The sequence below is a fragment of the Paenibacillus sp. J31P190 genome (genome assembly GCF_059692075.1).
In genome coordinates this window covers 50,394-66,264 of sequence record NZ_JCAUAS010000016.1, presented here as the reverse complement: position 1 = coordinate 66,264, position 15,871 = coordinate 50,394, and the positions used below count along the sequence as shown (strand labels likewise).

At 45.2% G+C, this 15,871-nt stretch carries 15 protein-coding genes; all 15 read left to right on the top strand.

The features are described 5' to 3' along the window. The first annotated feature begins 16 nt into the window (after positions 1–16). The 15 genes from AC58U0_RS24510 (at position 17) to AC58U0_RS24440 (ending at position 15,857) form a co-directional block, all read left to right on the top strand. A complete protein-coding gene (locus AC58U0_RS24510) occupies positions 17–1,057 on the top strand; it encodes a Gfo/Idh/MocA family protein (RefSeq protein WP_497381555.1) in 1,041 nt (346 codons plus the stop codon). Positions 1,058–1,144: 87 nt separating this feature from the next. Next, positions 1,145–1,558, top strand: coding sequence for a flagellar protein FlaG (locus tag AC58U0_RS24505; RefSeq protein WP_497381554.1), 414 nt, complete (start codon positions 1,145–1,147; stop codon positions 1,556–1,558). A gap of 23 nt (positions 1,559–1,581) precedes the next feature. Further along, a complete protein-coding gene (gene fliD, locus AC58U0_RS24500) occupies positions 1,582–3,747 on the top strand; it encodes a flagellar filament capping protein FliD (protein ID WP_497381553.1) in 2,166 nt (721 codons plus the stop codon). Positions 3,748–3,780: 33 nt separating this feature from the next. Next, on the top strand, positions 3,781–4,191 hold the full coding sequence (gene fliS, locus AC58U0_RS24495; protein WP_497381552.1) for a flagellar export chaperone FliS: 411 nt from the start codon (positions 3,781–3,783) through the stop codon (positions 4,189–4,191). After that, entirely contained in the window at positions 4,184–4,525 is a 342-nt protein-coding gene (gene fliT / locus AC58U0_RS24490; protein WP_497381551.1) for a flagellar protein FliT, read from the top strand. Before fliS ends, fliT begins: the two co-directional genes overlap by 8 nt. Before the next feature lie 396 nt (positions 4,526–4,921). After that, a complete protein-coding gene (locus AC58U0_RS24485; RefSeq protein WP_047682118.1) occupies positions 4,922–5,119 on the top strand; it encodes a cold shock domain-containing protein in 198 nt (65 codons plus the stop codon). 168 nt (positions 5,120–5,287) lie between these two features. Continuing rightward, the gene (hpf, locus tag AC58U0_RS24480; protein ID WP_057303285.1) at positions 5,288–5,836 is read left to right on the top strand and encodes a ribosome hibernation-promoting factor, HPF/YfiA family; all 549 of its coding nucleotides are present in this window, start codon (positions 5,288–5,290) and stop codon (positions 5,834–5,836) included. 249 nt (positions 5,837–6,085) lie between these two features. Further along, a complete protein-coding gene (gene secA, locus AC58U0_RS24475) occupies positions 6,086–8,605 on the top strand; it encodes a preprotein translocase subunit SecA (protein ID WP_497381550.1) in 2,520 nt (839 codons plus the stop codon). 66 nt (positions 8,606–8,671) lie between these two features. Then, positions 8,672–9,785, top strand: a protein-coding gene (prfB, locus tag AC58U0_RS24470; protein ID WP_127527829.1) for a peptide chain release factor 2 whose coding sequence is annotated in 2 segments (ribosomal slippage) — positions 8,672–8,743 and positions 8,745–9,785 — 1,113 coding nt in all. Because the reading frame shifts where the segments join, the coding sequence is not laid out codon by codon here. 183 nt (positions 9,786–9,968) lie between these two features. Further along, positions 9,969–10,787 (top strand): adenosylmethionine decarboxylase, encoded by an 819-nt coding sequence (gene speD, locus AC58U0_RS24465; protein ID WP_060647717.1) that lies wholly within the window; start codon positions 9,969–9,971, stop codon positions 10,785–10,787. Positions 10,788–10,803: 16 nt separating this feature from the next. After that, positions 10,804–11,697 (top strand): YitT family protein, encoded by an 894-nt coding sequence (locus tag AC58U0_RS24460; RefSeq protein WP_497381549.1) that lies wholly within the window; start codon positions 10,804–10,806, stop codon positions 11,695–11,697. Positions 11,698–12,154: 457 nt separating this feature from the next. Then, a complete protein-coding gene (argC, locus tag AC58U0_RS24455; RefSeq protein WP_497381548.1) occupies positions 12,155–13,204 on the top strand; it encodes an N-acetyl-gamma-glutamyl-phosphate reductase in 1,050 nt (349 codons plus the stop codon). Positions 13,205–13,234: 30 nt separating this feature from the next. Continuing rightward, on the top strand, positions 13,235–14,461 hold the full coding sequence (gene argJ / locus AC58U0_RS24450) for a bifunctional glutamate N-acetyltransferase/amino-acid acetyltransferase ArgJ (RefSeq protein ID WP_497381547.1): 1,227 nt from the start codon (positions 13,235–13,237) through the stop codon (positions 14,459–14,461). 68 nt (positions 14,462–14,529) lie between these two features. Beyond that, positions 14,530–15,300 (top strand): acetylglutamate kinase, encoded by a 771-nt coding sequence (gene argB / locus AC58U0_RS24445; RefSeq protein WP_497381635.1) that lies wholly within the window; start codon positions 14,530–14,532, stop codon positions 15,298–15,300. Positions 15,301–15,581: 281 nt separating this feature from the next. Then, entirely contained in the window at positions 15,582–15,857 is a 276-nt protein-coding gene (locus AC58U0_RS24440; RefSeq protein WP_497381546.1) for a hypothetical protein, read from the top strand. Positions 15,858–15,871: the final 14 nt, after the last annotated feature.

Genomic DNA, 15,871 nt, shown 5'->3' with positions numbered 1-15,871 from the left:
GATTGGAGCGATAGGCATGACGGAAAGAATACTCAAAATCGCTTTAGTTGGCTGTGGGAGAATATCTGCTAACCACTTTGAAGCTATTCATAACAACCCTAGTCTAGAGCTCGTAGCCGTTTGTGACATTGTTCAAGAAAGAGCTGAGGAAGCCGGAAACAAATGGAACGTTTCCTCTTACGTCACTTATGAAGAATTGTTAAATCGTGCGGATATTGAACTTATTTCCTTATGCACGCCAAGTGGGTTGCATCCACAACAAGCTGTAATGGCCGCAGAGAAGAAGATTCATGTTATTACAGAAAAGCCTATGGCAATATCATTGAAAGATGCCAACAAGATGATTCAAGCCTGTGATGATAATGGAGTAAAACTATTTGTTGTTAAACAGAATCGTTTAAATAGTACACTTCAACTTGTTAAAAGAGCTGTTGATAAGAATAGATTTGGTAAAATATATATGGTGTCAGTCAATGTCTTCTGGCAAAGACCCCAAAGCTATTATGACGCTGCACCATGGCGGGGGACCTGGGAGCTTGATGGTGGTGCTTTCATGAATCAAGCAAGTCATTACGTAGATATGATGGAATGGCTGATAGGCGATGTAGACAAGGTCACTGCAATGACAGATACCATGGCTCGGGACATAGAAGCTGAAGACACTGGGAGTGCTATACTTCGCTTTAAAAATGGGGCAATAGGAAATATGAATGTGACCATGCTTACTTACCCCAAGAACCTTGCTGGTAATTTAACTATCCTCGGGGAGAAAGGCACCGTCATTGTTGGAGGTACATCAGTTAATACTATTGAAAAATGGGAGTTTTCCGACCCAGACGATGACGATATCCTTGCAACTAATGTCAGCTATACACCTCCATCCGTTTATGGATTTGGTCATATTGGATATTATCAAAATGTAGTAGATGTCCTTATTGATAGTGCTAAACCAGGTACGGATGGAAACGAAGGGAAAAAGTCTTTAGAAGTCATTTTAGCTATTTATCAATCGGCCAAAGAACACAGGGAAATTACGCTACCATTAGTCGGAAATTAACAAATAAATACTTATGATCTATAACAACTAAACGACCTCCATCCGATATAAAAGATATATGTATATCTTCGGATGGAGGTTTGTTCTATGAGTATGAACTACCCAATAGGTGGATTAGGTAATTCTGGGGGGGACAGCAGGCCTGCCAATGAACCTGTAAAGGTTCACAAAGTGGATGAGATCGGCACAAATAATGCAGCAGCAGTTATTGCATCCAGCATTACGAATACATCGGAACTCAGACAGGCAGAATTGCAGGGTGAAAATGTTACAATTAGTGATGCACAAGTAGTTAAAGCTATTGAACATGCTATTAAAGCTATTCAAGGTAGAACAACATCGCTTGAGTTTTCGATTCATCAAAAAACAAAACTGATTTCAGTAAAAGTTCTAGATAAAGACACCGGCGAAACGATACGTGAGATTCCACCAGAAAAGAGTTTAGATTTCGTTGCAAAGCTTTGGCAAATGGCAGGAATACTTGTTGATGAGAAAAGATAAATCGAAGGCGGTGACTTATAACTATGGTAACTCGTTTAAATGGGTTTTCTAATACAGGTATTGATATTGATGATACAGTAAGTAAGCTTATGAAAGCAGCTAGAATGCCACAGGATAAGCTAAAGCAGCAGAAACAGTCACTAGAATGGCAGCGAGATGATTACCGCTCAATTAATACTAAAATTATGAGCTTTCGCGATTTAGCTTTTAATATGAAGCTTCAATCTTCATATCAATCAAAGAAGGCTACATCTGTTGATGATAGTAGTGTTAGCGTTACGGGAACAGCAACTGCTACTCCAGGCAACTATACGTTAAAGGTCGATAAATTGGCGACAGCTGGGGCTGTTACATCGGGCCTACTGACTGCAACAACCAAGGGAACGGCTACTCCTTTATCAGATCTTGGACTGACAGGCACTACGACACTAACCGTTGGTGGTTCTAAAGGTACGAAGACCATTGAAGTGAAACCTACCGATACGCTCGGCAGTATCATATCATCTATTAATGGTAGTTCAAGTATTACGGGTGTAAATTTAAGTTATGATGCCTCTATTGATAAGCTCTTTTTTACCTCATCTTCAACTGGATTGGCTGGACAAGTTAATCTCAGCATGAAAAGTGTAGGGGGGGCTTCTCCTATCGCCGATCCTTTGGCCACAGTTCTGAAAATTGCGGGAAGTGCGCCTGGTGCTACAACTGCATCGACAGCAACGGGTACAAACAATTTTGCAGGATCGTTAGTAATAGACAGCACATTAAAAACGAGTAAGACAGTGCGAGTTCACTTTGGGGCCACGACTGCTGATTTTACCGTTGATAAGGACACCACTTATGATAAACTAATTTCAGACATTAATAAGTCTGCCATTGGTACAGCTGGCGTTACGACAAGTTTGGACAGCAATAATAATTTGAAATTCTCAGATCCTTCCGTTACACTATCGGATCAAAATAATGTTGCGGCTAATGTTCCAAGCCAACTAGTCACACCAGCTCCGAACCTTGCAGTTCCATTAACAACCTTGATCGATCAAAATCTATCAACAACAAAAACCTTAAGGGTTAAAGTTGGTTCGACAACAGCTGATTTCAGCATTGATAAAACAACAACAATTGGAAAACTAGTCGATGCTATTAATAGCTCTGCAATCGGAAAACTAGGCGTGTCTGCTTATTTAGATAGCGCGCATCATCTTGTATTTGACAATCCTAATGATTCTGTAGCCAATAAAGTTGTACTCAGCGATGAAGCAAATAATCCAGCAAATGTCATTCCTCAACTTGCCCTAGGTGCTCCTGTGACGGGACAAAGTTATACGAAAGTCGGAAAAACGGGGGATCAAGCCGAAGTGCTGTTTAATGGCGCAGCTGCTAAATACGACACAAATTCATTTACGATAAATGGATTGAATTTCACTGCAAAGAAAGTAACTGCATTACCGATTGACGTAAATGTTAGTGGCGATACAGATGCTGTTTACAATAATATCAAAAACTTTATTGATAAATACAATGAACTCATTGATACAATAAATACAAAGGTTACCGAAAAGAAATATAGGGATTATCAACCGTTAACGGATGATCAACGCAAAGATTTGAAGGATGATCAAATTACCGCATGGGAAGCTAAAGCAAAAAGTGGTACGCTTCGCAGTGATGACATCTTGAAACAAGCAATTTCAGGTTTGAGAAGTTCTTTCTCAAGTCCTGTAAGTGGATTACCGACTGGCGATGCTAAAAGTCTTGCTGATATTGGCATATCTAGCAGTATTACGATTGGTGGAGCGATTTCTGGAAGCTACTTGGAAAATGGGAAAATTTATATTGACGATGCAAAATTAAAGAAAGCCATTTCAGAGAAACCGGATCAAGTTATGGCTCTTTTTGTAGCAGATGACAAACTTAAAGATGTAACTAGTGGGGATGGTATAGCTACACGCCTTAATAACCTTGCTTCTTCCATTATTAGTAAAATTACTACTAAGGCCGGAATTACCGCAAGTGTTGACACTTCTTATACATTAGGCAAAACTACAAATGAAATAAACAAAAAAGTTGACGCTTGGACTACCAAATTAGATGCTTTGCAAACTCGTTACTACAATCAATTCACTGCCATGGAAAAATACATAAATCAACTACAACAACAAAGTGCACAACTAACACAACAAATGGGCTAGTAAGGTCCTACTTTAAGCTAGGGGGAAAAATAAATGATTCAAGCCCAACGTAATAAATACTTGGAGAACACTGTTCAAACAGCAAGCCCAGCACAGCTGTTAATTATGCTTTGTGATGGAGCTATTCGTTTTTGCCGTGCGGGTATTGAGGCTTTGAAAACATCCAACTACCAAGACGCTAACACTAACCTAGTCAAGGTACAGGACATTATTAGCGAGTTTTCCATTACGATTGACCGTAATGCTCCAATTGCCGGTGATTTGCTGAGATTGTATGAATACTTCACGCACCGTCTAATTGAAGCCAATATGAAGAAATCGGTTGAACCTGCTGAAGAGGTGCTAGGTTATCTTATTCAGTTGAAAGAAACGTGGATGCAAGCGGCTAAGCAAGCTAATGGAAGTTCAGCAAGTTCAACACCTGCTGGAGCTATGCATGGATAAGTTGGTTACTGAATTGGAACAGCTTACACAGCAGGGATTAGCTGAGCTTGTTACGATGGATGCGGAGCGTCTTGGAGAGTTTATGGAGCAGCGTGGTAAGATTATGGAGGCACTTTTAGCCTTAACATTAACACCATCTGCCTTACAAAAAGCAAGCTTCAAGGACCGTATACAAGCTGTAGTAAGCTTGGATCCTATCTTCCTGCGGAAGATGGAACAATTTCGTGATGAAGCGAGCTCGCAATTGGCCAAGCTGGACACAGGTAAGACTCAGCGGAATGCTTATGATAACAACTATGACGGCGAGAGCCTTTTTTTCGACCGAAAAAAATAAACAAATACACACGAACCTTTTGCCGCGGCAAAAGGTTTTTCTTTATTCATCTGTTTTTCTAATTTCCGACTAAAACCTGTGGACAATCAATCCTTGCTAAACCCATTTGTGCATAAACCAACCACAATGAACCCAAGTTATCCAAAATTCTCTCCCCACAACCTGTGGATAATGTGTACAATTATGTGTATAACTTTGTTGATAAAATGTAAAGAAGCCCGATACGACAAGTTTTTACAAATTCTGCAGTTATCCACGGCTTGTATATACCCGAATTTTCAAAATATTTCATCAAATGGTAAGTTAGAAATTGACAGGTCAAGCAGGCTGGTGATATAGTCGAAAAGTAAGGGCTTACATTTTATTACTTTTTAAAACGAAAGGAATGTGTACGTTATGCAAGGTAAAGTAAAATGGTTTAATGCAGAAAAAGGTTATGGTTTCATTGAGCGTGAAGATGGCGGGGATGTATTCGTGCATTTCTCAGCGATTCAATCAGAAGGCTTCAAAACGTTAGATGAAGGTCAGGCTGTAGAGTTTGATATCGTAGAAGGCGCACGTGGACCGCAAGCCGCTAATGTAAGCAGAATATAAGCTTCCGGTACGTTTTGTGCCGCTTTAATACATCTATGAACTAATTAGCGCCCTGGGGCATAATTCTGGGGTGTTTTTTTGCGTAAATCGTATGCTCGGAATTTAAAGGAATTATGAAGATGGGGGTTGAATGTAGTATAATGTAAGAAGGAAGGGAGATGTTTAACTATGATGATTAGCATTCGCGGAGAACACCTTGAAGTAACTGAAGCCCTCAGGGACTATGTCGACAAGAAATTGAACAGACTAGAGAGGTATTTTGAAGCTCCCCTTACATCTGATGTACAAGTAAAGCTAAGTGTGGTTAAAGGTTTACAAGCGATTGAGGTAGGTATTCCCCTGACAGGCGTGCTGCTGCGAGCTGAAGAACGTAACAATGATATGTATGCGTCGATTGATTTGGTCGTGGACAAGTTGGAACGTCAGATTCGTAAGCATAAGACGAGGACGAATCGAAAAATTCGCCAAGATGGCGGCAAGCGTGATTTATTTAAGGTTGAAACATCGCCAGTCACTTATTTGGATGAGGAAGATGACTTTGAACTGGTCCGCAACAAACGCTTCGATTTGAAGCCGATGGATGTGGAAGAAGCGATTTTACAAATGAACATGGTAGGCCATAATTTCTTCGTTTTTTCGAACATGGATACGGATCAAGTCAATGTAGTGTACAAACGTGATGACGGCAAGTATGGTCTGATTGAGCCGGCTGTTTAATAAGAAAGCGGAGCAACTCGAGACATCCCTATAACAAAAAAATGAGCTTGATTCGATTCTGTCGAATTAAGCTTTTTCTCATGCATGCAATCGGGACATCGATTCAATACTATAGAAAATAAGTAAAAACGTGCTCTTTTCACATGTTGTGGATGGATTATACAGATGTAGGAATGGTCATTTGTTGCGGCAAGACCGTCAAAAGTGGTACAATTTAAGGATACGAATGCAAGGGAAAGGGGTTCACCGATGCTAGGACTAGTGAAGAAAATTTTTGGTGATTCCAATGAACGGGAAATTAAACGGATGCTCAAGGCCGTGGATTATATTAACGACCTTGAAGCTAGCATTAAGCCGCTGTCCGATGAGGAATTGAAAGGCAAGACAATTGAGTTCAGAAACCGCCTGGAAAAAGGTGAAGAACTTGATGATCTTTTACCGGAAGCTTTTGCTGTTGTTAGAGAAGCAGGTTTACGTGTACTAGGTAAACGTCATTACGACGTTCAGCTCATCGGGGGTATGGTGCTTCACGAAGGCCGTATCGCGGAGATGAGAACAGGGGAAGGGAAAACGCTCGTTGGAACACTCCCTGTCTATTTGAATGCTTTGCTTGGCAAAGGCGTACACGTGGTTACGGTCAATGACTATTTGGCTCAACGTGACAGCGCCGAAATGGGTCAGATCTATGAATTCCTCGGTTTGACGGTTGGGGTTAATCTCCACGATCTATCACATGAGGAAAAGCAAGCGGCTTATGCTTGTGATATTACGTATGGTACGAATAACGAATACGGTTTTGACTACTTGCGTGATAACATGGTGCTTTACAAAGAGCAGATGGTTCAGCGTCCGCTTTATTTTGCGGTTATCGATGAAGTTGACTCCATTTTGGTCGATGAGGCGAGAACGCCATTGATTATTTCGGGACAGGCTGCTAAGTCGACAGACTTGTACTACGCGGCAGACCGATTTGTAGCTAAGTTAAAAGAAGAAGAGGATTACACGATAGATATTAAAGTTCGTTCTGTGGCTCTTACTGAAGAAGGGGTAGCTAAAGCAGAACGGGCATTCGGCATTGAGAACTTATTCGATCATCAGAATGTGAATATCAACCATCACGTGACTCAAGCGCTCAAGGCTCGTTTCATTATGAAACGCGATGTGGATTATGTGGTACAAGAAGACGAAGTCATGATTGTTGATGAATTTACGGGCCGTATTATGACAGGCCGTCGTTATAGTGATGGGCTGCACCAAGCCATTGAGGCCAAAGAGCAGCTGCAAGTTCAGAATGAGAGCATGACGCTGGCGACAATTACATTCCAGAACTATTTCCGGATGTACCGCAAACTGGCGGGTATGACAGGAACAGCGAAGACGGAAGAAGAAGAGCTCAAGAAAATTTACGGTCTTGAAGTTATCATTGTTCCGACGAACCGTCCGATGATCCGTAAGGATATGCCGGATGTTGTTTACAAGTCTGAGATGGGTAAATTCAGAGCGGTTGTTGAGCAAATCGTAGAGCGTCATAAGCTGAACCAACCGGTACTTGTAGGTACGGTATCTATTGAGAACTCCGAGAAACTTTCGGAAATGCTTAAGAAAAAAGGCGTTCAGCACAAAGTGCTTAATGCGAAGTATCATGCAGAAGAAGCTGAAATCGTAGCACGCGCAGGTCAACCAGGCTCTGTAACGATTGCAACGAACATGGCGGGCCGCGGTACGGACATTGTGCTCGGTGAAGGCGTACATGAAGCAGGCGGACTGCATATTATAGGTACAGAACGTCATGAAAGCAGACGGATTGATAATCAGCTGCGTGGACGCGCAGGCCGTCAAGGTGACCCTGGTTCTTCACAGTTCTACCTCTCCCTTGAGGACGAATTGATGAAACGTTTCGGCGCTGACAATATCATGGCGATGATGGACCGCCTCGGGATGGAAGAAGATCAACCGATCGAAAGCAAATTGATCTCGCGTGCAGTGGAATCGGCCCAAAAACGCGTTGAGGGTAATAACTTCGACGTTCGTAAAGTCGTTCTTCAGTATGACGATGTAATGAATCAACAACGGGAAATCATATATAAACAGCGCCGTGAACTGCTGGAATCCGAGAATATTCGTGAAGTCATCGAGGGCATGATCAACGCGGTTATCGAACGCATCGTGAAAGCACACTGTCCAGAGGAACAAATTCCGGAGGAGTGGGAGCTTCAGGAAGTGGCTAACTTCGTGAACAACAACTTCTTAACTGAAGAAGGCCAGATTACGGATCAAAATATTTGGGGCAAAGAACAAGAAGAGATTATTGACTACATCAAAGATCTCGTAAGCAAACGTTATGATGAGCGTGAAGCAGAGATTGGTGAAGAATTCATGCGTGAATTCGAAAAGGTCGTTGCTCTTCGTGCGGTAGATAGCAAATGGATGGATCACATCGATGCGATGGATCAGCTGCGCCAAGGTATTCATCTTCGTGCTTACGGCGGAACGGATCCGCTGCGCGAGTATCAATTCGAAGGCTTCGAGATGTTCCAAGAGATGATCGACAATATCCGCGAAGAAGTCGCGATGTACATCATGAAGGCTCACGTACAAAGCAACCTGGAGCGTCAAGCGGTAGCCGAAGGTCAAGCGGTGGATACGAAGAATGAAGCTGGCGGGAAGAAACCTCTCGTGCGCGGCGATGAGCAGCGTATTGGACGCAACGACCCATGCCCATGCGGCAGCGGGAAGAAATTCAAGCAGTGCCACGGGCAAGGCAGCTAATCGCTGTATAACTGGCTAACTGCATCTAGATAACTTAGGCACAAGAGAATAAATGAGGTGTAAGACATGCTGGAACCAGAAGTAAAACAGGATTTAAGAGAGACAGCAAAGCGACTAACCGAATTACGGGGGTCTCTTTGACTTAGATCATAAGCTCGAAGCGATTGGGGATTTTGAGGAAAAAATGGGGGCGCCGGACTTCTGGGACGATAATGATCGTGCCCAGAAGACCATCGCGGATCTCAACGCCATCAAAAGCGTCGTCGATCAGTTCCAAGGCTTCTCGAACGAGTTCGACGACCTGCAGGTGATGGTCGAGCTCGAGGAAGAGGAGAGCGATGCCGGCCTAGCGAAAGACATTGAAGCAGGCATCGATGCTTTGAAGAAGAAGCTCGAATCCTTCGAGCTAGGCTTGCTTCTCAATCAGCCGTATGACCGGCTGAATGCGATCCTGGAGCTGCATCCCGGTGCGGGCGGCACCGAGTCTCAGGACTGGGCGGAGATGCTGCTGCGCATGTACCGCCGCTGGGCGGAGAAGCGGGGCTATAAAGTCGAGGTGCTCGACTATTTGCCCGGCGACGAAGCCGGCGTGAAGAGTGTCACGCTGCAGATCACAGGCTTCAACGCCTACGGCTATTTGAAGGCGGAGAAAGGCGTGCATCGGCTCGTCCGGATCTCGCCGTTCGACGCCTCCGGTCGTCGTCACACCTCGTTTGCGTCGTGTGACGTCATGCCGGAGATTGAGGACGACACGGACGTGGGAGAGATCCGCTCCGAGGATCTCAAAATCGACACGTACCGCGCAAGCGGCGCCGGCGGTCAACACATTAACACCACGGATTCGGCTGTGCGGATTACGCACATACCAACGGGTGTCGTGGTGAGCTGTCAGCAAGAACGCTCGCAGATTAAGAACCGCGAGAAAGCGATGAAGATGCTGCGATCCAAGCTCTACGAGCGGAAGATCGAAGAGCAGCTGAAGCATCTCGCAGAGATTCGCGGCGAGCAGTCTGACATTGCCTGGGGCAGTCAGATTCGTTCTTATGTGTTTCATCCCTATAGCATGGTCAAAGATCACAGGACTTCAGCGGAAACTGGTAATATTGGCGCAGTTATGGATGGAGATCTCAATATGTTCATCGATGCATACCTTCGTCATCAGATTCGGAAGCCGGAGTAGAATGTGCAGAGGAGCTGTGTACTGGAAGAGCTTGGTGCACTGAACACTAAACGCAAAACGCATACATGGAGCAATAGACGTTTATCCTACATCTGAAAGGTGTAGGATTTTTTCAAGTTTAATGTCAATCAGGGTTTGGGTAAGGAAATAGTAGGGATGGAACAACAAGGAGGAAGAAAAATCATGACACTTACTACGGAGCAGCGCATTACTCTGCACGGTTTTAACAACCTTACGAAATCATTGAGCTTCAATATGTACGATATCTGCTACACCAGAACCAAAGAAGAGCGCGAAGCCTACATAGAATATATTGACGAACAGTACAATGCAGCCCGGCTAACCAAAATTCTCAAAGCGGTAGCGGATATCATCGGTGCTCATGTGCTTAATGTGGCTAAGCAGGATTATGATCCGCAAGGGGCAAGCGTAACGATGTTGGTTTCAGAAGGTCCTGTGGAGGGTGCTCCTGAAACTTCATTTGAGGAATCCCCCGGGCCCCTGCCGGAGACGGTGCTTATGCACCTGAACACCAGCCATATTACGGTTCATACCTATCCGGAATATCACCCAGATGAAGGGATCAGCACGTTTAGGGCAGACATTGATGTATCCACATGTGGGGAAATTTCGCCGCTAAAGGCACTGAATTACTTAATCCATTCCTTCGATACGGATATTATGACGATGGATTATCGGGTTCGAGGCTTCACACGGGATATAAACGGGCATAAGCTGTTTATTGATCATGATATTAGTTCGATTCAGAACTACATTCCTGAGGAAATCAAAAACATGTACGACATGATCGATGTGAACGTGTATCAGGAGAATATTTTTCATACAAAATGTAAGCTGAAGAAATTTGATTTAAACAATTATTTGTTCGGTTATACGAAAGACAAATTGAGCGAAGCGGAGCAGAAGGACATAACAGAAAGTGTAAAGTGGGAAATGGACGAAATATTTTACGGTAAAAATATGAGTGCTCCCCTGTTGTAACTATGGGCCTGATTAGATGGTACCGAGAGGAGGGCCGTTCGTGCCCAGAAAAGAACCGCGAATACGGATAGGAAGTCCAGCACATACCGTATTTGAGTATATATTGATGTTGATCGGCTCGCTGATTATGGCGGCTAGTTTTAACTGTTTTTTGAACCCGAATCAAATTGCAACAGGTGGGGTTTCGGGTATTTCTACGATTGTTCAGCATTTGTCGGGTTTGAACCCGGCGATTACGCAGTGGGCCCTGAATATACCGATTTTCTTATTAGCCTTATGGCTGCTAGGTGGACAATTCGGGGTTAAGGCGGCAGTCGGGTCGGTCATATTTCCGCTGTGCGTACTCGTAACGAGCCATTTAGGGGTGCCTACGCAAAATCCTTTGCTTGCGTCTGTCTATGGAGGCATCGGTGTTGGACTTGGACTCGGAATCGTCTTTCGAGGGCGAGGATCCACTGGCGGACTTGGGTTGGCCGCGCAAATGCTGCATAAATACACAGGCTTAAGTTTAGGATTCTCGGTAGCGATTTTTGATGGTCTGGTCATTCTAAGCTCTGCGCTTGTTTTCACACCGGAGAATGCGCTGTACGGGTTAATTGGGTTATTTGTCACCACGAAAACGATCGATATCGTTCAACTCGGCTTCAACTATGCCAAAGTGGCCTTCATTATTTCCGATCATACAGAAGCCATACGTAAGGCGATTTTATACGATTTGGACCGTGGACTTACGGAGCTTAATGGGTCCGGGGGATTTACAGGCGAATCGCGAACGGTCTTAATGGTCGTTGTGAAACAAAATGAAGTAAGTCGATTGAAAACATTAGTCCAGTCGGTGGATCCGCAGGCTTTTGTCATTTTGAGCGAAACGAATGAGGTACTAGGGGAAGGTTTCAAACGACATGCATAGCGAGAAGTTTTGTGATAGATTGGCGCACTTATAGTGCGTCTTTTTGTGCATAACTTTGTTGAGGAAAGAGTGTCCTGTGGATAAAGTGTGTATAATCTGTGGATAACCATACTACTTACCCACACTTCTTGAATAATTTGAAATAATCACATACAGGATTTGCCTGTATGCCGTATAATTTGGGATAATTGATTTGTTAAACAAATAGGAATCGATAAGAAAAAAATGTTTTTATGCACATGTTGCGTTTAAACGATGCATATTATGTATACTTTTTGTCGGAAGGCAGGAACCAAAAAAATAAAAGGTTTGTCGATTTTAATGTAAAAAAGCCTTGAAATGCCTTGCGTAGGCACAATTCAATTGTCAAAATCCGCATAAAAAAATTCATTGAATTATTATGTATACGACTGTATAATAATACATATATTTTCGGAACATCGGGAGGGAAATTCGAATGAGTCATGGAGTTAGGGCGGCTATTATTGGAGCCACAGGTTATGGTGGTGCGGAGTTGATTCGTCTGTTGCAGGCGCATCCTTTGGTACAGATCACTTCGGTCATCTCGACTTCTAATGCAGGAGCGCCGCTTGCGGAGCATTTTCCACACTTGCAAGAAGTGGTTGTGGATATTCTAGATGTGCTTGATGTTGATTTGATTGCGGGCAAAGCGGATGTTGTGTTCTTGGCGACACCAGCTGGTGTGAGTGCAGAACTTTCACCAAAGCTTCTGGCAGCTGGCCTGAAGGTCATTGATATTTCTGGGGATTTAAGATTGAAATCTAGTGCCGACTATGAAAAATGGTATAAAAAGCCGGCAGCTTCCGAGGAAACATTGGCGCAATCGATTTATGGTTTGTCTGAGGTGTTCGGGGATGAAGTGAAGGGCAGTGATTTAATTGCTAACCCAGGCTGCTATCCGACAGCCACGCTGCTTGGTCTCATTCCTGCAGTTAAAGCGGGTTGGATCGATCCATCTACGATTATTATTGATGCCAAATCGGGCGTGTCCGGCGCGGGGCGCGGCGTTAATCTGGGCGTGCACTACGCGGAAGTGAATGAGAATTTAACAGCTTATAAAGTGAATAAGCATCAGCATATTCCGGAAATCGAGCAGGCGCTCAGCCGTGTCGCAGGTAAACCGGTTGTTACAACGTTCACGACACATCTTGTGCCTATGACTCGCGGAATTATGTCTACTATGTATGGAACTATACAAGGTGAACACACCGCCGAGGAATTTATCGAATTGTACCGCCAGTATTATGAAGGCCGGAGATTTGTGCGGATTCGTCAAAATGGAAAACTCCCTTCTACGAAGGAAGTATTCGGCTCGAACTACTGCGACATCGGCTTTGCAGTGGATGAGCGTACGGGGCGTGTGACCATCGTTTCTGTCATCGACAATGTGGTTAAAGGCGCTGCAGGGCAGGCGATTCAGAATTTAAATATTATGCAAGGCTGGGACGAAACGACAGGGCTGTTGTTCGCACCGGTGTATCCATAACGAGAAGATGAGGACAGGTGAAGGACGAACATGCTTGATCAAGTGAGCTTTACTGTCGTGCCAGAGGGCACAGTGACGACGCCGAAAGGCTTTCGTGCAGGTGGTCTGCACTGCGGATTAAAGAAGACGGAGCGCTATGATTTAGGCGCAATCGTCTGTGATGTACCGGCAGCAGCGGCAGGCGTTTACACGCTGAATGCATTCCAAGCGGCACCGCTGCGCGTGACGCAGGAGAGCATCGCCCAAGGCGGCAAGCTGCAGGCGATGATCGTCAACAGCGGTAACGCGAATGCGTGTACCGGCCAGCAAGGCGAGGACGACGCATACGCGATGCGCGCTGCAAGTGCGAAGGCGCTAGGCGTGGCGGAGCACCACGTCGGCGTGACGAGCACAGGCGTCATCGGCGAGTTGCTGCCGATGGGGAAAGTACTCAGCGGCATCGAGCAGCTGCCGTCTAAAGTGAGGGCAGAAGGCGGCAACGACTTCTGCCAATCGATCCTGACCACGGATCTCACGCAGAAGATGACGTGCGTCCGTGTTGTCGTTGGCGGTAAGGAAGTTCACATTGCCGGGGCAGCGAAGGGTTCGGGGATGATTCACCCGAACATGGCGACGATGCTCGGTTTCATGACAACCGACGCGCCGATTGAGAGCGAATACCTGCAGCTGCTGCTGAGCAGGATCACAGATACCACGTTCAACATGATCACCGTTGACGGGGATACTAGCACCAACGACATGGTCGTGGCGATGGCAAGCGGGCTTGCCGGCGGCGAAGCTTTGAATCCGGAGCATCCGGATTGGGAGGCGTTCGCGGCAGGGTTCCAGTACGTTGGCGAGTACCTCGCCAAGGCGATTGCGCGCGACGGCGAGGGCGCAACGAAGCTGATCGAGACGACGGTAGTCGGTGCGGAGAGCGACGATGCGGCACGCAAGATCGTGAAGTCGATCATTGGCTCTAGCTTGGTCAAATCCGCTGTTTATGGCGCGGATGCGAACTGGGGTCGGATCATTGCGGCTGTCGGTTACTCAGGCCAGCCGGTGAACGTGAACACCGTCGATATTCGCCTAGGCGACATCGCAGTTCTTGAGCAGTCGCGTCCGGTGAAGTTCGACGAGGAAGCGGCGCTTGCTTATTTGAAAACAGATACGATTCAAATTCATGTGAATTTACATATGGGCGCTGGCAAGGCAACGGGCTGGGGCTGCGATTTAACATATGATTATGTGCGGATCAATGCGGCTTATCGGACTTAGGTTCGGTTTTAGCTAGCACATAAGGAAGCAAAGGGGATCGAAAGCTTGTGAAGAACAATTGCTTTGTGATGAAATGCGGCGGCAGCACGCTGGCTGCATTACCGATTAGTTTCTTTGAAGATATGCGTCAGCTTCAGGATGAGGGTATTGTAACGGTCATCGTTCACGGCGGCGGTCCTGCTATTTCGGAGACGCTTGGGAAGCTCGGGATTGAGTCCGGTTTCGTAAACGGTCTGCGGGTGACGAATGAAGCAGTGCTCGACGTTGTGGAGATGGTGCTTTCCGGCCAGATTAACAAAGAGATCGTACGCCGAATTCAATTAACAGGCGCAATGGCGCTTGGATTGTCCGGTGTGGATGGACATTTGATTGAAGCGAAGCCGGTAGAGAATAGCCACGAGGTTGGCCTTGTTGGTGATGTAACGAAAGTGAACGCTGAGCTGATTCAAGGAATCGTGAACATGGGCTACATCCCGGTGATCGCACCAGTTGGACTTGGCGCCGATGGCGGTCAGCGTTATAACATTAATGCCGATACAGCAGCAGGAGCTGTTGCTTCTCACCTTGGTGTAGAGCAGATGGTTGTGGTGACAGACGTTCCCGGCATTATGAAAACAGTGGATGGCGAGAAGCAGGTGCTTCCCGTTGTCAGCGTGGCAGAGATTGAAGAAATGATCGCGAATGGTGATATCTACGGGGGCATGATTCCGAAGGTTCGAGCAGCGATTGCTTGCATTCAAGGCAGGGTCCAAGAAGTTGTCATCGTGAACGGCTCTGAGCCGAATGTGCTGAGCAAAGTGCTGAAGGGCACGGGGATAGGCACGAGGATTGTGCGCTAGATAGCAGTGTTTTTCATCGTATCGACAGATACAGACTTGCAAATCAAATACCGCAATAACGATGTTTTTCATCCTAATGGTGCAACTACAAGATTCCGGAGCGAGTTTAACGATGTATTTCATTCTAAAATAAGGCTGTAATGTAGGTTTACCTGTAAATTGACTCACTTAACGATGATTTTCATCGCTGTAACTAAGGATTAACGTCAGGCTGTCTCCAGAGCGATGAGAAACATCGTTACCACTCTATAATCAAAGGTTTTTGAACGGAGGTATCTGTGATGCAGCGGATTACTTTTATGTTTAAACAATTCCGAAGAGAGCCCTTATGGTTTAAAATACTTATTTCGACAACCTTGCTTATTGCACTTATTTTTAGCAATTCCTACTTTTCGAATGATCCAGCTTACCAAGGCTTCTCTAAATTAGCGGCAGCTGTCTTTTTCATTGCATACGGGATGAAGATGCGAAGGAATCGAGTAACGGCTATCATTTTATTTGCAGCTGCAGCAATATGTCTTTATCTAGCTTGGCATAAGTTCGAACTCATGGGTTGAACTACAAACTTTAA